The organism is Alcanivorax sp., assembly GCF_040119285.1.
Lineage (GTDB): Bacteria > Pseudomonadota > Gammaproteobacteria > Pseudomonadales > Alcanivoracaceae > Alcanivorax.
Window position 1 is genome coordinate 323417 of the sequence record NZ_JBEDTY010000004.1, and the last position, 17102, is coordinate 340518.

A 17102-nucleotide genomic window follows, 5' to 3' on the forward strand; every position below is an offset into this window, starting at 1 on the left:
GGTAATGTATGAGGTGGTGTACGCGTCTGTGGTCAGTCTGATCATGGTGCTGGCTACGGTGATGTTGCATTATTGGACCTTGGCTAGCCTGTCAGGCTTGCTTAAGCGCTGGAAAAGTTTCCGCGGCGAAATCCTGGTGGTGGTGATCGTCATGTTCGCGGCCCACATGGTGGAAATTACACTCTATGCTTGGGTGTATCTGCTGTTGGACGTGGGAGATACTGCCATGAGCATTGGCGGCGCGGTGAACGGCAGTTTTTTGGATCACCTGTATTTCTCTGCCGCCTGCTATACCTCTTTGGGGTTGGGGGATCTATTTCCAGTGGGAACCTTGCGTCTGATTGCTGGGGTAGAAGCCCTGAATGGTTTGATATTGATAACGTGGTCAGCATCGTTTGCGTTTTTGGTCATGCAGCGTCGTTGGCGTTTTTAACCCCCCTGTGCGTTGGGGGACGGCTCATCATCAGGGCCGCTTCACATTGATGCCGAGTGAAATATGTTTCTGCGCTTTATTCTGTTGTTAGGCGGATTGCTGCCAGTAAGTGTTATAGCTTCTACATTCGGCTTGTCCTGGGATAATGACTTGTTTGTGGGTGCTGACGGGCATTACACCAATGGCGTGCGTATCAGTTGGGTGGGAGAGGCTCACGACCATTGTGAGAGTAATAGCAGTGTTACCTGTGGAGTGGCGGATTTTTTATCGCCCTTACCGGGGATTGCCTTCCGTGATGATCAGCATGCTCTGACGTTCAGCTTAGAACAGATGATGATTACGCCTAAGGATATCAGTCAGTCCGCCCCCAATTACAATGATTTACCTTATGCGGGATACAGCAACCTGGAAATGGGGCTGTTCAGTTGGGATGACGATAGCCTGGTAGGGTACGGCATGCGACTTGGTGTAGTGGGTCCGTCTTCGGGCGCGGAGCAAAGCCAAAAATTGGCCCACAAGGTCACCGGGTCTGATGAGCCGCAGGGGTGGGATAACCAGTTGGGCACGGACTTGATTGGCGGCCTCTATTTCATTAATGCCCGCCGTTTCAAACAGTTCCAGTGGGATTCAGCGCTTCAGGGTGAGCTCGGTTATGCCTGGGGTGTAGATGCCAACAATTTTCACGGGACCAGTTCCGCCGGTGGTTTCTTGCGTGTGGGTCACAATCTGCCGGGTAATTTTATTCCTGACTATGCGGGTATTGGTACAGCCGGCTCATTGGTTGGGCTGTTTGATGGCACAGGCTTCGGCTGGGAAGTTTTTATCTCCACTTTTGGTGAGTATATTGGATATTCCTACCTGGAGACCCACGCTAGGCAATATAACGTGGAAACGCGCGACGGGGTGTTGGGTGTGACCGCGGGCGGCGGCGTTCACTGGGATACCTTTTCGTTCACTTTGACAATACAAAGCTCCACCTCGCCCCTGCGCAGCCGAGATGAGAGCTCCAGTTTTGGTAACATGTCGTTCATGTGGCAGATTTAGCTATGAGCTTGAGCTATGTGAGATCAGGAGGGTGAACGAAGCGAGTATCACCGATTAGGATGCGCTTAATTTTCACTCAGCTAGACGTTGGTTATTGGTTGCTTTTCAAATATCGATCTTTCAAGCGCACATAATTACCCGCTACATAGGGCAAAAAAGCTTTTTCTTTTTCGGTAAGCGGGCGTATTTGGCGCGCGGGTTGGCCGCGATACAGGTGGCCGCTTTCAAGATATTTGCCCGGCCCAACCAATGAGCCGGCGGCGACAATCACATCGTCTTCCACAATAGCGCCGTCCATAATGATTGCCTGCATACCCACCATGACCCGGTTGCCTAGGGTGCAGCCGTGCAACATGGCTTGGTGAGCCAGGGTGACATCGTCGCCGACCTGCAGCCCGAAACCGCCGGGATTGAACGGGGAGTCGTGGGTGATGTGCAGTACAGCATTATCCTGAATGCTGACCCGGTTACCGATACGAATGGCGTGCATGTCGCCCCGAATCACGGCCTTGGGCCACACCGAACAATCGTCGCCCAGGATGACCTCCCCAATCACGGTGGCGTCCTCATCTACAAATACCCGTTTCCCCAACTGCGGGGCCTTGTCTTCAAAGCGGCGAATCCCCATCACTGATACACTCGATAGTTCATTTCAATGGCCAGGGACGAGCATGCCACGCGAGCCCGCCCATATAATGTTAGCCATACTGATCTTGCTTGGCGTTTTTCTGCTAAGCAAGTGGCTGGTATTCCAGACGCTGTTGCAGCCGGACGACACCGCTCGCCACCGGCTGCCGCCCGCGCAGACACACGCTGAACCCGAAGCAGGACAGGACACCCATGAGCAACAATCCGCTGATTGATTATCCAGCACTCCCCCCTTTTTCACAGATCCAACCTGAACATGTTCTCCCTGCCGTGGAGCAGCTGGTAGCAGAGGGCCGTGCCCGTATCGAGCAGGTGCTGGCCGAAGGTGATTTCGATTATGCCCACCTGGTACAGGCATTGGACCAGGAAGATGACCGTCTCGGTAAAGCATTTGGGCCCGCCGGACATTTGAATGCCGTGGCCCAGAATGAACCCTTGCGTAATGCCTATAATAATTGCTTGCCGCTGCTTAGCGAATACGCTACCGAAGTGGGGCAGAATACGGCCCTTTGTGCTGCCTATCAGGCACTGCGCGATAGCGATCAGTGGGCCACGCTGAGTGAAGCCCAGCAAAAAGATATCGACAATACCCTGCGTGATTTCCGTTTGTCCGGGGTGGACTTGCCGGAAGCAAAGAAAACGCAATACATGGCCAATTCAAAACGGTTATCTGAGTTGACCAGCCAATTCTCGGACAACGCGCTTGATGCTACCCAAGCGTGGAGCAAACAGATCACCGATGAGAATGAACTTGATGGCTTGCCCGCAAGCGCCAAGGCCGGAGCCGCAGATCGCGCTAAAGCAGAGGAAAAAAAGGGTTGGTTACTGACCCTGGATGCCCCGGTTTTTATCGCGGTGATGAGCCACTGTAAAAACGCAGAATTGCGCAAAGAAATGTACACCGCCTGGACCACCAAGGCTTCCGATCAGGGGCCGCAAGCTGGGCAGTTTGATAATGCGGCGATTATGGATGAGATCCTGGCGCTGCGACATCAACAGGCTCAGCTATTGGGTTTCGCCAACTACGCTGAAGAATCTTTGGCGACGAAAATGGCCAGAGATGTTAGCGAGGTTGTACAGTTTCTCGAAGACTTGGCGCGCCGCGCCAAACCCCAGGCAGAGCAGGAACTAGCGGAACTGAAAGCGTTTGCTGCCGAGCAAGGTGCCGGTGATTTGAATCCGTGGGATATTGGTTTTTGGAGTGAGCGTTTACGCGAAGCCCGTTACGATATTTCCGAAGAAGAGTTGCGCCCCTGGTTCCCGGCAGACACGGTAATCAATGGCATGTTTTCGGTGGTCGGCAAGTTGTTTGGCATTCAGTTTAAACAACGCAAGGACGTGGACACCTGGCACGAGGATGTGCGCTTCTACGAGTTGGTGGATGACGATGGCGGTGTCCGTGCGGCGTTCTATCTGGATATGTATGCCCGTACTGGCAAGCGCGGGGGCGCCTGGATGGATGATGCTCGCATCCGTCGTCGTCAACCGGATGGCAGCGTGCAGACCCCGGTGGCTTACCTGACTTGTAATTTCGCGCCGCCGGCTGGTGGCAAACCGGGGCTGTTGACCCACGATGAAGTTGCGACCCTGTTTCACGAATTCGGCCACGGTTTGCACCACATGCTCACCGAGCAGGATGTGTCCGGTATTTCCGGTATTAATGGTGTGGCCTGGGATGCGGTGGAGCTGCCTAGCCAATTTTTGGAAAACTGGTGCTGGACCGAGGAAGGTATTGCTCTGATTTCCGGTCATTATCAAACCGGTGAGCCGCTACCGAAGGAAAAGCTGGAGAAAATGCTTGCCGCAAAAAACTTTCAGGGTGCCATGCAGATGGTGCGGCAGATTGAATTTTCTCTGTTTGACATGCGTATTCATGCTGAATACCAGCCGGGGCTGAATATTTATCAGATATTGGATGAGGTGCGCGAACAAGTGGCAGTGATTCAGCCGCCCTCATTTAACCGTTTCCCCAATAGCTTCGGGCATATTTTTGCCGGTGGTTATGCCGCGGGTTACTACAGCTACAAATGGGCAGAAGTGTTATCGGCGGATGCCTATTCTCGCTTTGAAGAAGAGGGCGAGTTCAACGAAGAAACCGGACGCGCTTTTCGTACGGAAATTCTTGCCAAAGGCGGTAGCCGCGAGCCCATGGAGCTGTTCAAGGCGTTCCGCGGTCGTGAACCTAGCGTAGAACCTTTGTTGCGTCATTGCGGTATTAATGGATAAACCACCTGATACCGAACGCCCGGAGCCGACGCCTATACGCGTGGCACCGGGCGCCTGGGGGGTTAAGTAGAGAGAGATGATGAAACGCCAATTTATTGCTGGTGCTAGCTGCCCGGAGTGTGGGCAGGTGGACAAGATACAGCGGGTCATAGAGGGTGATCATCAGTGGATGGAATGTGTTGCCTGCGGCGCCCGAAAAGACCTAGACGACAAACCAGCGCAAGGCACTGATGTATTGGCCCAGCCGGTAACCTTACAGCCTGGCCCGAAAAAATAGCGCTGTCCCGGTGAGCAAACTGGCGCGTCTTCGCTAGCCACCAGCGTTTTATCTGTTAACCCGTGTTCTACAGGCTCCAAACCATGGAGCTTGTCGTTGGCCGGGTGATAGCGATCCCTTGCTTCACCTTCCCTCATGCAAGATGAATAAAAATTAACGCAGTAGTGCGACATTCTACGGTAATGTTATCTCTTCAGCGCTGCGGCGCATTTTACATCGGGGGAAGGGATGGGGTTAATGACGCAATGCCGGTTTACCTGCATGGCAGGTTTTTCTGCACTGGCTATGCTGCAGGGTTGTTCCCTGCTGGAAGTACCCATGGTTGCGGCAATGAAAGCGCCGGACCATGTTTATATCCATGAAGATGCAAAGGTCGGTGACAAGTCGGTTATCAAAAATCCAGCCAGAGGGCACCAGATTATTATCTGGGAAGTGCTGCAGGAATTTGATGACGGTTATGAAGTAGGGCTCTCTTGGCAGGATGAAACGGGGCGGGTGATGGCGCTGGGCATGGAGCCGGGTCTGCGCCGTCAATTTGTTATCGACAAAGAGGGCAACGTGAAATCCGCCAAGGCGAAATCGGTGCGCTTTGGTCTTGCCTTGCCCATGGCGGTGGCGGCGCCAGGGACCTATGTGAAATCACGAGAAACCATCGAATTTGAAACGCCCCAGGTAATTACCACTCCGGCTGGACAATACACCGTTACCCACGCGCTAGTCTCAGAGTTCGATACTCTGTTGCTGGATAACAAGACTATCGACCTGATCGGCCCGGACGTGAGTTTTGGTGTGGTACATAGCGACCAGGACATCTCCAGTAATGTGCTAGCGGCAACCAACCTGTATGTCGAGATTGCCAAGTTGCAGACCCAGGCGTTTGATCCGACCCGCCTGAATAGCGTGCTTGCCTCGATTCGTGAGGGAGGCAAGATTAAACAGAGCTTTGATCTGGTCGAAGTGGAGTAAGAATCCCCGGGCGCCGGAGGCCATTAAACACAATTTTTTTAAGTTTGTATCTGTGATTTAAGGCATCAGGCACCTGGACGTGTGGTCTCCCGAAAAAATGAACATCAGGCCCAGTTACCGAGCCATTTTTTCTTGGCTTTTTCCACAAGATCGCGGGAATCGTGCTGCCAGGGATGGAAGCTCGGGCTGTAGAATCTGAAGTAGGAGGGCAGCAGCTTGCGGAACACCCCAGGTTTGCCCCACATATAATTGAGGCCGCCCAGCCACGACTTCACATTGGTCAACTCGCCCTGTTCCTTCATTAGTTGTGCCAGATGCAGGGTAGAAAAGAGCGGGAAGAGAACGCTCACGAAGGCCATTTCTGTGATGCGGGTGAATTCACTGCCCCCGATTTGCTTGTACACATCAAACGCCACGGCCTTGTGCTCGGACTCTTCAATGGCATGCCAAGCCCAGATCGGCGCCATGCGCGGGTCCATTTCATCCAGAGCGCTATACTTGAGCAGAAACTCCTCGGCCATTAATGCGGTGAGATGTTCCACTGCCACGGTGTGGGCCAGCTGCCGTTCCGGCGACAGGTTCTTGCGCATCCAGTCCATAAAAACCTGAATTTCACGATCTAGGCGGCCAAGACCAACCCCTCGCTCTTCCAGGTAGCCATTGAGCAGTTTGTGCTCTTTGGAGTGGTGGGCTTCTTGGCCGATAAAAGCTTGTACCGCTGTTTTCAGCTCCGGATCGTTAATGCGGTTTTGGTAATGGCGCACTGAGTCGATGAAAAATCGCTCCCCGGCGGGAAAGCTGGCGGACAGGGCGCCAAGCATCAAGGTTTTAACCGGGTCGTTATCCCACCAGTATTTGGGCACATCGTCAGCCAAGTCGAATTCCGGTTGGCGGACGGTGGGAATCACCATGGCCGGTCGATTATCGGCGGGATTATCGTGAAGCGGCTTTGCCGGTGCATTCATATTGAGCCTCCTGGCGAAAAAGGAACGGTGGCACTTGGCCTATACGGTACTGGTGAGCACAGTGAGGGCGTGAGATGCTTGGCGGACAAAGCGCTTGTCATTGGTGGCCAAATTGCCTGAGCCGAAAACAACCATACCCTGGACACAATTTCCCGACTGGACTCGCCAAAGGAATCAGCCGGTGACCTATCCACGCATGTGTGTGGATGTGGCCGTTCAGCGGGGAGTCGATCGGGAGACGCTGCTGGCCCGGGCCGGGTTGCTGCCGTCACGGTTGGACGATCCCACCGGGCAAGTGTCTTTGCAGGAGACCGTTCAGGTGTTTGTGGCCGCGGCGGCCTTGACCGGCGACAACGGCATTGGTTTGGCCGTGGGGCAGCGTATGCCTTTGACTGCCCATGGCAACCTAGGCTACCTGCTCATGTGTGCCGGTACTGCCCGGGAAGCGATTGGCCTGCTGGAACGTTTCTGGGATCTGCGGGGCCGTAGCGCCGCCCTTGAAGTAAAGGTCGAAGGTGGCGGCCTGTTTTTTGAGTTGCTGCCGGAAGTGATGTTGCCTGCCGCAGTGCAGGATCTGGTGCTTAGCTCCATGCTGGGCAGCATGGCCAGTGGCATGCGGTTTATCCTTCCGGGCCTGTCGCTGATGCCGGAAATTTGGCTGCAGGGCGAGCCGATAGCGTCAGCCCAAACTCTGTGCGATAGCGCGGTTTCGGTGCGTTATCGTCAGCCTAGGGCGGGTATTTGGGCGCCGGATGCCGAGCGGTGGCTGGATAGCCCGTTGCCTACGGCAAACCCGGAAGCGCTGAGTCAGGCTCTGGCCCAGTGCGAGCGGGAAAGTGCCTTGTTGGCCCCCGGTGATACCCTGCTGCGCCAGGTACGCGAGTTGCTGGTTCTCGATGCTGAGGGCTACCCGACCCCGGAGCAGCTTGCCGCACATCTACACCTGACATCTCGTACCCTGCGGCGCCGTTTGCAGGAAAGGGGGCAGGGCTTTCAATCACTGCTAGAAGAAGCCCGGCGCCGGGACAGCTGCCATCTGCTGGCAGCGTCCGATATGGAAATTCAGCGTATTAGCCAGTTGCTGGGCTTTGCCGATCCGGCCAATTTCACCCGCGCCTTTAAGGTCTGGATGGGCATGCCCCCCAGTCAGTGGCGAGAGCAGCAAGCCTAACGCAGTTTTTGCGTTGCGCAGAATGAGACAGACCTCAAAAAGGCGGCGGTGAACGTCAAACGTTTGCTATCGTGGATTGAATACAGCGAAGACCATGTTGTCTCTCGTGTTATTTCTCCACAAACGCTCGCTCGATCACGTACTCACCCAGCTCGCCACCGCGGGTTTCCTTGAAGCCCCAGCCGTCGAGAATTTCCTGGGTGTCCTTGAGCATCGCGGGGCTGCCGCAGAGCATGAAGCGGTCGTTTTCCAGGCTTGGTTTGGGCTGGCCCAGGTCCTCGAAAATCTTGCCGCTGGTCATCAGGTCGGTGAGGCGACCTTCGTTGCGGAACGGCTCTCGAGTGACGGTGGGGTAATAGAGCAGTTTGCCGTTAACGAACTCACCGAAGAACTCGTTGTTTGGCAGCTCGTGTTCAATGGTGTCCTGGTAGGCCAACTCGGAGACATGACGCACCCCGTGGGTGAGAATGACGCGGTCGTACTGTTCGTACACCTCCGGATCCTTGATGATGCTCATGAACGGTGCGAGGCCCGTGCCAGTGGATAGCAACCACAGGTTTTTGCCCGGCAGCAAGTGGTCGGCGACCAAGGTGCCGGTGGGCTTGCGGCTCACGTAGATCTTGTCGCCCGGCTGAATGTTTTGCAGCTGGGACGTCAGCGGGCCGTCTTGCACCTTGATGCTGAAAAATTCCAGTTCTTCCTCATAGTTCGCGCTGGCAATGGAATAGGCGCGCAGCAGTGGGCGGCCGTTGTCCTGCTCCAGACCAATCATGGTGAAATGTCCGTTTTTGAAACGGAAACCCGGGTCCCGGCTGGTGGTAAAGCTGAACAGGGTGTCGTTCCAGTGGCGAACGCTTTTGACGGTTTCGGTATTCAAATTAGACATAGTTAAATCAGCGCTTATTCCAAAATTCCAGATGGTGGAAATTTAACCGAATGGAAATTATCGGTAAAATGGGTTATACCGATAGATCTTATCGGGGAATCCGATATCATTCATTTAAGAATAATTCTCATTCAATCATAAAGAGATGGTCATGCGCTATACCCTCAGGCAGCTGGAAGTCTTTCTGGCCATTGCGCACTTTGAAAATGTGAGCCATGCGGCTCACCATCTGAGCATGTCTCAGTCGGCGGCTTCCGGGGCACTTAAGGAACTGGAAGGCCTTTACGATATAAAATTTTTTGAGCGGGCCGGCAAGCGATTGAAGCTCAATGAACTGGGCCGCCAGTTCTGGCCCCGTGCAGAAGCGCTGCTGGCCCAGGCCCGTGAGCTGGAATCCGATCTGCAATCCCGCCGGGACTTGGGACGTCTGAATGTGGGCGCCACTCTGACCATTGGCAATTATCTGGCGGTGGCGATTATGGCGGATTACATGGCTCAGCAGCCCGGCGCCCGGGTGCACTTGGAGGTGGCTAATACTCGCTCCATTGTTGATCGGGTGCTGAGCTTTGAGCTGGATCTGGGCCTGATAGAGGGTGAGCTGAATCATCCAGATCTGGAGCTGTTACCTTGGCGGGAGGACGAGCTGGTGGTCTTCTGTAGCCCGGATCATCCGCTATCAAGTAAGCAAGCACTTACTGATGAAGACCTGCGAGCGGCCCACTGGATTGTCCGTGAGTCGGGCTCGGGGACTCGCCAGACCTTCGAGCGGGCTTTGCATGGCCTGGTGGCTGAGTTAGATCTGGCCCTGGAGCTGGAACACACGGAGGCCATTAAACGGGCGGTGGAAACAGGGCTGGGGATCAGTTGTCTGTCGCGGGTGTGCTTGCAAGAGGCGTTCAAGCGAGGGTCTTTGGTGGAGTTGTCGGTGCCACACCGTGACTTCAATCGGGAATTCTATTTTGTGTTGCACCGTCAAAAGTACCGTAGCCCAGGGATCGAGCGATGGCTGGAATTATGCCGCGCTTCCGTGCAGTAATGTGTCGCAGCGCCAGGCCGTTGCGTTGTTTTGGCCAGCGGGGGGATGCCCCCGAGGGCGGGAGGAAGGCGTTCTTTCTCGTCTCCACGTCGCATTTTATCATTAGCCTGGGCGCCTAGTTGTGCGCCTTGTTCGGTATGGCGTCGCGCAGCGGGAAAAGAGATAGCCTTATCGTGATTGATAGCAGGAAGCCTAATGAAGAAGCATCAAAGTCATCACCACGCGCAGCAAAGGTTTACCCACAGAGACTGGCAAGAAGAGTGGCAGGCGTTCTGGCTGGCGGTGGGTTTTCTCACCCGAATACCGATGCTGGTACGTATTGATTACAGCCAGACCTTAATGAATCGCTCCAGCGTGTATTTTCCTCTGGTGGGGCTGTTGCTGGGCGCGCTGTACGCGGGCTTATTTGTATTGCTCGATGCTTTCTGGGCCACTGGAATTTGTGTGGCGCTAATATTGGTGTTCCACCTGTGGATCACCGGGGCTTTTCATGAGGATGGGCTGGCGGACAGCGTGGATGCGCTAGGGGGTGGCTATACCGTGGCCCGGCGCCTTGAAATCATGAAAGATAGCCGCATTGGCACCTATGGGACGGTGGCGCTGATCATGGCGTTGGGGTTAAAGGGCCTGTTGCTGGCGGAGGCGAAAACGGTCTGGCTTGCCTTATTGCTGAGCCCGGTCGTTAGCCGGTTAACGCCATTGTGGTTAATGCGATTTTTGCCGTATGTGACTGATCCAAATACCAGTAAAAGCAAACCGGTGGCGGAAGGGTTTAGTGCGCAGCGGTTGGCTGTTGCCACGGTGACCACATTGCTGATCGTCGTTTTAGCAGGGGGGGTAATGCCGGCGCTACTAGCGGTTACTGCCGTGGGCTTGCTGTGGGGTGCTTATCTGTGGCGGCAGTTGCGAGGCTACACCGGCGATACGTTGGGCGCCAGCGTGGTGTTGTCCGAGTTGGTTTTTTTGCTGTTGTGGGTGTGAGGACGGTGAGGGGTGTGAGAGGAAAGGCACGAGTTGAAAATAAAAATTTAAAGTTAAAACGCGGGTTGGACTTGTCGCTATCGTCGGTGTCACTGATTGGCTGCAACCTCTGAGCACGGGCGCGGCATGTAGCGGCGTGTATCTATTCTGTTCGCGTTTTCCAGGCTGAATTTTCAACTCGTTCCTTTCTATAAATACGCGCCGCGCAAGATACCTTCCAGGTCCGCATAGGGAATCGTCAGGGTCGGTTGTCCCATGGCGTAAGGGGCTATGTGGTACACGTTGTATTGCAGGACTAGGCCTTTGTCAGTGAAGAAGACGTCATCCGTTTTGTCGAACGGCCAGCTGTCGCGGAAGGCTTGGTCTAGACTCTTCTTATCCAGCCACACGCTGTGCTGCTGGCGAGCTTTTTCCCAGAACGCGGATTGTTGGCCAGGCACCAGCAAGTCGTTTAACGCCACTTTTTGCTGTTTGGCCAAGTCCCAGTGGAAGTACTGCACGCTGGGCATGCCGTGGGCGCCTCCGGTGTATTCATAGGTTTCCATGGACAGGGTGACCAGATCTCCGCGGCGACCTTGCTTCTCCACCGTAGCGCTGAGCTCCCAGCTTTGCTTCGAGGCCATGGCCATATCTGAAGCGTCCTGCAAAAAAGCATCGGCCAAGCTTTCGATGGTGACATTGTGGGTAGCGTTGTCCTCATCTTGAATTAGCATGGAGGCAAGGTGCTGGGTGATGGCGTCATTGAGTTCAGTCTGGCTTTTAAATGTCAGCCATTGCAGATTTACTTTCGGGCAACCGTCAGCGTCACACTGCTCATCGGTTTTTTCCAGCGTATGGACAACGCCTTCCAGAGTTTGTGGTGTAGTGGCTTTTTTGCTGGTGGCGGGCTTGTCAGTGGGGGCCGAACTCTCTGTGGGCTTGGCCGGCACGTCCGGGTCTTCGCACGCTGCCAGCAATACAGTGGCCAGCAGAAGCATCAGTGTTATACGCATGGCAAACCTTCCTGAAATCGATGACAACGAGGTGGCATTTAACGGCAGTGGACTCTCTGGTTCAAGGTGGCTTTTGCAATCAGGCGGGCCTATCCTGCCGTTTTTAGCCACCCATCGGGAGAATTGCCATGAGTTTCTGGACTGTTTATCTTTCTGGAGAAATTCACACGGACTGGCGCGAACGTATCGTTCAAGGCTGCGCCGAGAAAGAGCTGGATATTGAGTTCAGTGCCCCAGTGACCGACCACGAGACCAGTGACAAAGTGGGAGTGAGTATTCTCGGCGCAGAAGAAAAGCGTTTCTGGGAAGATCGCCTTGGCGCCGGCATCAATGGTATCCGGACCCGTAAGCTGATTGATGAGGCCGACCTTGTAGTGGTGCGTTTTGGCCCCAAGTATAAGCAATGGAATGCGGCATTTGATGCCGGTTACACCTCGGCCTTGGGAACACCGATGATCATTCTCCACGATGAAGAGCATGATCACCCCTTGAAAGAGGTGGATGCCGCCGCCGACGCGGTGGCGCGCACCCCGGAGCAGGTCGTGGAGATGCTGGTGTATATCCTTAACGCTTGATACCCGAGCCTCAGAGGGAAATGGCTACGGCGAGAGTCTGTCTTCGTATGGGTTGACGCTCTTTTACGTGTTTTTGCATCATCGCGGGGAGCGTTTTGCGGTATGGCTTGTCACATGGCAGAACAGGTGAAAAAGCAAAGCAAGGAGTTGTCTCGATGACACACCGATTATTGGTCGCAGCCACCCTCATGCTAGTTACCACCGCTACGGCGTGGGCTGAGACAGAAGGCGTTCCTAACGTGAAAACGCCCGACCCGGAAAAAGTAGAAACCCAAATAGGAGAAACTCTGGAAGATATCCAGAGCTATTCAGTGGAACAAAAAAATCAGGCCATGCGCGTGGCTCGTCACGCTATGGATGATCTGAATCATCAAGTCACTCTGATGCAGGGCGATATCAAAAGTCAGTGGAAGGAGCTGTCCCAAGAAACGCGTTTGCAGAAGCAGGACGCGCTTGCTTCTTTGAAAGAGCAACAAGCAGCTCTGGAGAGCCATTACCAGGCCTTGCAGAGTGCCAGCGAAGATAATTGGGAGGCGGCCAAGGTGAAGTTCCAGCGGAGTTGGGAAGCGGCCAAACAAGGGTGGCAAAGTCTGACGGCGCCCTCGCCGGCTCAGGAGCAGGCTCCCCAGTAGACGCTCGATAATGTTTATGCCCGCGCCCCTGCCAGTTTCGAGGGTGTGGTAGACACGACAAAGATGGGAGGCGGAACATGCTGACGTTAATCCCTTTCGATGATGACCGAGTTGTCGGTGCGCGTATCTCGGGGAAAATGACCCGAGCAGAGTTCGACGCGGTTACCTCGGCGTTAGAAGCAGCCCTGCAAAAACAGCCAAAAGTGCGGTTTTATGCTGAGATGGAGACCTTTGGCGGGGTGTCCATGGATGTGTTGTTCCAGGATCTGAAATTCGGGCTGAGCCATTGGAAACACTTTGATCGTCAAGCGGTGGTCACCGACAAGGATTGGATGCGCCGTCTATCCATTCTGGCGGACAAGCTGCTTCCCTTTATTGAGGTAAAAGTGTTTTCCAGTGATGACACTGAAGCGGCAAAAGCTTGGATTTGCGAAACGTGATCGCTACTACTCCACACCCTGTTCGGAACCATTACGGTCACCCTTTTCGCTTTAGCGTCAAGCGTTCGACGTTTGATGTTCAGTAAAGGGCGGAAGATCTTCCCTTCTGCGATTGAGCGGCCACGGCGATAATTTCCGCGCAAATCGTTGATGCTATTTTTACGTTCATGCCTGCATCGAGGGAGCGGTTACTTGCCCTTGAGCGGATGACAGGCAGTGGCGCTCTCCCTCACTACTCACTACCTGCCTCCCTCCCTCTCTTGCCGTCGCTAGCCGGTGTACCGGCTTGCGAATCACTGTATTGGGTTAACGCCTGACGGGTTGCCATGTGTGGACCGGAATAAGGATAAAAAAGGGGAAGCATAATATTGGTGGTGGCCCTGCATAAGCCGTGAGATGAGTATAAAAAAGCGCCGAGCCATCGCGGATGGGGATGATGCTAGAGTATCCGCCATTGGTCGGTGGCCGTGAGTCGTTGCGTTTATATACTCCGAGCGTCCCTTCTAAGGGCAATACCTGGTTGTTTATTAAATGGGAGCACGGGTGCGGTATCGTTCTTTCGGGACAGAGTAAACGAAGCGGATTCCAGTGGTAAGTCGCTCTAGGGGGGCATGTCAGAAAAGGCCTGAAAGAGACGCTGCTGCATTAGATATCGGCAAAATCTTGGCCGCCCTTTAACCAGCGACGTAACAGGGGGTCGATCCACTGAGGGCAGTCTTGTATTAATCTGTTGGCGACCTCTTTGGCGGGCTCCATTAACGCTTCATCGCGAACCAGATCGGCGATGCGAAAGGCCAGGTCGCCGGTCTGGCGAGTGCCCAGCCACTCGCCGGGCCCACGCAGTTTCAAATCTTCTTCAGCAATAACAAAACCGTCGGTGGTATCGCGCATCACTGCCAGGCGCCGCTTGCCAGTATGCGATAGGGGGTTTTTGTATAGTAGTAAACAATAGCTTTGCTCGGCTCCCCGGCCTACGCGACCGCGTAACTGGTGTAGCTGCGCGAGGCCCAATCGTTCGGCGTTTTCCATTACCATGAGGGTGGCATTGGGTACATCCACGCCCACTTCGATGACGGTGGTGGCAATCAGCAATTGCACTTCTCCCCGTGAAAAACGTGCCATACGCTCGGCTTTTTCTTTCGCCTTCATGCGCCCGTGTACCAGTTCCACCTTCAGCTCCGGCAAGGCAATCTGTAATTCCGCAAATGTTGCTTCCGCCGCCTGAGCCTGCAGTTCTTCAGACTCTTCAATTAAAGTGCAGACCCAATAGGCCTGAGTGCTTTGTTTTGTGGCAGAGGGGCGGCAGGCATCGCTAATGCGTTCGATTACTTGGGGGCGTCGGCTCTCGGGAAGCACCAAGGTGTCGATGGGCTTGCGGCCCGGTGGCATTTCGTCGATCACGGATGTGTCCAGATCGCCATAGACGCTCATGGCCAGGGTGCGGGGGATGGGGGTGGCCGTGAGTGTCAGCTGGTGAGGCACTTGGCTGCCGTTGGCATTATCAAAACGGCCTTTCTCGCGCAGGGCGAGGCGTTGCTGCACTCCGAAACGGTGTTGTTCATCAATGATGGTGAGCCCGAGGCGATGGAATTGCACAGCCTCTTGAAACAACGCATGGGTGCCGACCACGATGTGCGCACTGCCGTCGGCCAGCGCTGCGTTGGTTTCCCTACGGGCTTTTGCGCCGAGGCTGCCCGCCAGCCAGTGCACTTCAATACCCAGTGGTGCCAGCCAGTGGCGGAAGTTTTCCCGGTGCTGTTCAGCCAGCAGCTCCGTAGGTGCCATTAACGCGACCTGATAGCCGGACTCAATGGCGGCAAGGGCGGCGGCGGCGGCCACCAGGGTTTTGCCTGAGCCCACATCGCCTTGCACCAGCCGTAGCATGGGGTGGGGTTGTTTCATGTCCCCCATCAGCTCACTGATGACTCGTTTCTGGGCGCCAGTGAGGCTAAAGGGCAGGCTATCCTGTAGTTTTTCAAACAGTGCCTGCCCGCCAAGACGCGGGGCATGGAAGGCTTTCTGGCCGGCACGTTTTTGCAGCATGCCCAACTGGTGGGCCACCATTTCTTCCATCACCAGCCGTTTCACTGCCGGATGTTGGCCTTCCAGCAGCAAGTTCACCGGGTCATCCGGCCGTGGATTATGCAGTTTGCTCAAGGCGTCGGCTAAGCTGGGCAGGCCGCTCCGATCCAGCAGTTGGGCAGGGATCAGCTCTTGGGGAGGGTGCGCCTGCAGGTAATTCAGGGCCTGCCCGGTGAGGTTGCGCAGGGTTTTCTGGCTGACCCCATCGGTGGTGGGGTAGACCGGGGTCAGTGCCTTTTCCAGTGGCGGCAGACCGCTGTCGGCATAATCCAGCTGGTATTCCGGATGATAAAATTCCAGCCCGGCGGAACCCGGGCGGGGCTCGCCATAGACACGAATGGTCCTGCCGCGCTCCAGGTTATTCTTCTGTGCTGCGCTGAAATGGTAGAAACGCAGCGTCACCATGCCGGTGCCGTCAGCCACTTTGCAAAGCAGGGAGCGGCGTCGGCCAAATATCACATCGGCGGCCATTACTTGGCCCTCGATGACCACACCGGTTTCCGGGCGCAGGCTGCCGATGGGTGAGATGCGGGTGCGGTCTTCGTAGCGGAACGGCAGGTGGAAGAGCAGGTCTTCCAGGTTATGCAGGCCCAGCTTGGCCAGTTTCTCGGCGGCCGCTGGCCCTACGCCCTTGAGGTGGCTCAGGGGCAAGCTGGAGAGGGAGTCACCGGCCATGATGCCAGGTCGCCATAACGGCACCTGTTGAGGTGCGGAGGGTGCTTGGAAGTGCGCCGGCAAGCCGGTTCGCACCTTGAGAGGTGTTCCTGCAGGGAGAAACCGGCCTGTTCATCGTTATCCCGACAACCCTTCCTTGGGTACCGTCTGGCGCAACACTTCGATGGCTTTGGGACGCGGGAAGCTATCGCGCCAGACTAGAGCAATGGTTCGCGAAGGCACCGGCTCTTCAAACGGGCGCACCGCAAAAGTGTGTTTGTCGTATCCGTGTTGATGCAAGGCCGAATTGGGCAGCACGGTGACGCCCAGGCCGCCAGCGACCATATGCCTCAGGGTCTCCAAGGAACCGCCTTCGATTTGCACCAAATTGCGCTGGTGCTGGGAGTCGATGGCGGGGCACAGTTCCAGCACCTGGTCGCGGAAACAGTGTCCTTCACCGAGCAATAGCAGGGTCTCGCTAAGCAATTGTTCAGGGGCAATTTTCTTTTGCCTAGTCCAAGGGTGGTCTGCCGGTAACAGCACCGAAAAAGATTCCTCGTACATGCGCGCACGCACCAAGCCGCCACCGGAGAACGGCAAGGCAACGATGATCGCGTCCAGCTCGCCATGCTCCAGCTTGCGCCGCAATACGTGAGTGTAATTCTCTTCGATAAATAGCGGCATTTCCGGTGCGGCTTCGCGGACCCGCGGCACCATGGTGGGAAACAGATAAGGAGCAACGGTAAAGATTGCGCCAACCCGCAGCGGTGAACCGAGCTGGTCTCGCTGGCTCATGGCCATCTGGGAAAGCAAATCCGCCTGTTCCAGTACGCGCTGGGCTTGCGCGACAATGGGTTCGGCCTGCGGCGTAACCACCACTTCCCGGGGGCGCCGCTCGAACAGAGGCATGCCTAGCTGCTCTTCCAGTTTTTTAATGGCTGCACTCAGAGTCGGTTGGCTTACGTTGCAGGCTTGGGCCGCGTGGCCAAAATGGCGTTCGCGGGCTAAGGCGACCAGATAGCGAAGTTCTGTTAATGTCATGGCATTGATACACTTATTCGATTGGATACCATTGTGCATATTAACGGTGCCAT

The 17102-nt window shown here is 55.4% G+C and carries 18 protein-coding genes; 12 read left to right on the forward strand and 6 right to left on the reverse strand.

What is annotated here, in order from left to right; translation table 11 throughout:
* Positions 1-4 precede the first annotated feature (4 nt).
* The gene (locus tag ABNH10_RS02470) at positions 5-433 is read left to right on the forward strand and encodes an ion channel (RefSeq protein WP_011587435.1); all 429 of its coding nucleotides are present in this window, start codon (positions 5-7) and stop codon (positions 431-433) included.
* A gap of 63 nt (positions 434-496) precedes the next feature.
* A complete protein-coding gene (locus tag ABNH10_RS02475) occupies positions 497-1477 on the forward strand; it encodes a lipid A deacylase LpxR family protein (protein WP_349384601.1) in 981 nt (326 codons plus the stop codon).
* Between the two features lie 91 nt (positions 1478-1568).
* Here ABNH10_RS02475 and ABNH10_RS02480 read toward each other — a convergent pair whose 3' ends face one another.
* Positions 1569-2105, reverse strand: coding sequence for a gamma carbonic anhydrase family protein (locus ABNH10_RS02480; protein ID WP_349384602.1), 537 nt, complete (start codon positions 2103-2105; stop codon positions 1569-1571).
* Positions 2106-2148: 43 nt separating this feature from the next.
* Here ABNH10_RS02480 and ABNH10_RS02485 point away from each other — a divergent pair, with 43 nt between their 5' ends.
* From ABNH10_RS02485 to ABNH10_RS02500, 4 genes are all read left to right on the forward strand, one after another.
* Entirely contained in the window at positions 2149-2340 is a 192-nt protein-coding gene (locus tag ABNH10_RS02485) for a hypothetical protein (protein ID WP_349384603.1), read from the forward strand.
* The gene (gene prlC / locus ABNH10_RS02490; protein WP_349384604.1) at positions 2318-4351 is read left to right on the forward strand and encodes an oligopeptidase A; all 2034 of its coding nucleotides are present in this window, start codon (positions 2318-2320) and stop codon (positions 4349-4351) included. The genes ABNH10_RS02485 and prlC overlap by 23 nt, the downstream gene beginning before the upstream one ends.
* Positions 4352-4427: 76 nt before the next feature.
* A complete protein-coding gene (locus ABNH10_RS02495; protein ID WP_349384605.1) occupies positions 4428-4628 on the forward strand; it encodes a YheV family putative metal-binding protein in 201 nt (66 codons plus the stop codon).
* Positions 4629-4889: 261 nt separating this feature from the next.
* Positions 4890-5594 (forward strand): hypothetical protein, encoded by a 705-nt coding sequence (locus ABNH10_RS02500; RefSeq protein WP_349384606.1) that lies wholly within the window; start codon positions 4890-4892, stop codon positions 5592-5594.
* 104 nt (positions 5595-5698) lie between these two features.
* Here the strand turns inward: ABNH10_RS02500 and ABNH10_RS02505 are convergent, their stop codons facing one another.
* Positions 5699-6559, reverse strand: a complete 861-nt coding sequence (locus ABNH10_RS02505) for a metal-dependent hydrolase (RefSeq protein WP_349384607.1) — start codon at positions 6557-6559, stop codon at positions 5699-5701.
* A 181-nt stretch (positions 6560-6740) separates the two neighbouring features.
* Here ABNH10_RS02505 and ABNH10_RS02510 point away from each other — a divergent pair, with 181 nt between their 5' ends.
* On the forward strand, positions 6741-7730 hold the full coding sequence (locus tag ABNH10_RS02510) for an AraC family transcriptional regulator (RefSeq protein WP_349384608.1): 990 nt from the start codon (positions 6741-6743) through the stop codon (positions 7728-7730).
* Positions 7731-7839: 109 nt separating this feature from the next.
* Here ABNH10_RS02510 and ABNH10_RS02515 read toward each other — a convergent pair whose 3' ends face one another.
* Positions 7840-8616, reverse strand: coding sequence for a ferredoxin--NADP reductase (locus tag ABNH10_RS02515; protein WP_349384609.1), 777 nt, complete (start codon positions 8614-8616; stop codon positions 7840-7842).
* Between the two features lie 151 nt (positions 8617-8767).
* Here ABNH10_RS02515 and ABNH10_RS02520 point away from each other — a divergent pair, with 151 nt between their 5' ends.
* Together ABNH10_RS02520 and cobS are read left to right on the forward strand one after the other, a co-directional pair.
* Positions 8768-9652 carry a LysR family transcriptional regulator gene (locus tag ABNH10_RS02520; protein WP_041704598.1) on the forward strand — a complete coding sequence of 295 codons (885 nt, stop codon included), beginning with the start codon at positions 8768-8770 and terminating at the stop codon, positions 9650-9652.
* A gap of 195 nt (positions 9653-9847) precedes the next feature.
* Positions 9848-10633, forward strand: coding sequence for an adenosylcobinamide-GDP ribazoletransferase (gene cobS / locus ABNH10_RS02525; protein ID WP_349384610.1), 786 nt, complete (start codon positions 9848-9850; stop codon positions 10631-10633).
* Between the two features lie 188 nt (positions 10634-10821).
* On the opposite strand, the gene ABNH10_RS02530 is transcribed toward cobS, so the two are convergent.
* The gene (locus ABNH10_RS02530; protein WP_349384611.1) at positions 10822-11625 is read right to left on the reverse strand and encodes a DUF3298 and DUF4163 domain-containing protein; all 804 of its coding nucleotides are present in this window, start codon (positions 11623-11625) and stop codon (positions 10822-10824) included.
* 128 nt (positions 11626-11753) lie between these two features.
* Between ABNH10_RS02530 and ABNH10_RS02535 the strand changes: the two genes are divergently transcribed.
* The 3 genes from ABNH10_RS02535 (at position 11754) to ABNH10_RS02545 (ending at position 13272) form a co-directional block, all read left to right on the forward strand.
* Positions 11754-12200 carry a YtoQ family protein gene (locus tag ABNH10_RS02535; RefSeq protein ID WP_349384612.1) on the forward strand — a complete coding sequence of 149 codons (447 nt, stop codon included), beginning with the start codon at positions 11754-11756 and terminating at the stop codon, positions 12198-12200.
* 155 nt (positions 12201-12355) lie between these two features.
* Entirely contained in the window at positions 12356-12832 is a 477-nt protein-coding gene (locus ABNH10_RS02540) for a hypothetical protein (RefSeq protein ID WP_349384613.1), read from the forward strand.
* Between the two features lie 77 nt (positions 12833-12909).
* Positions 12910-13272 carry a SpoIIAA family protein gene (locus tag ABNH10_RS02545; protein WP_349384614.1) on the forward strand — a complete coding sequence of 121 codons (363 nt, stop codon included), beginning with the start codon at positions 12910-12912 and terminating at the stop codon, positions 13270-13272.
* A 645-nt stretch (positions 13273-13917) separates the two neighbouring features.
* Here ABNH10_RS02545 and recG read toward each other — a convergent pair.
* The gene (recG, locus tag ABNH10_RS02550; RefSeq protein WP_349384615.1) at positions 13918-16029 is read right to left on the reverse strand and encodes an ATP-dependent DNA helicase RecG; all 2112 of its coding nucleotides are present in this window, start codon (positions 16027-16029) and stop codon (positions 13918-13920) included.
* A gap of 117 nt (positions 16030-16146) precedes the next feature.
* Positions 16147-17049, reverse strand: a complete 903-nt coding sequence (locus ABNH10_RS02555) for a hydrogen peroxide-inducible genes activator (RefSeq protein WP_349384616.1) — start codon at positions 17047-17049, stop codon at positions 16147-16149.
* Positions 17050-17102 lie beyond the last annotated feature (53 nt).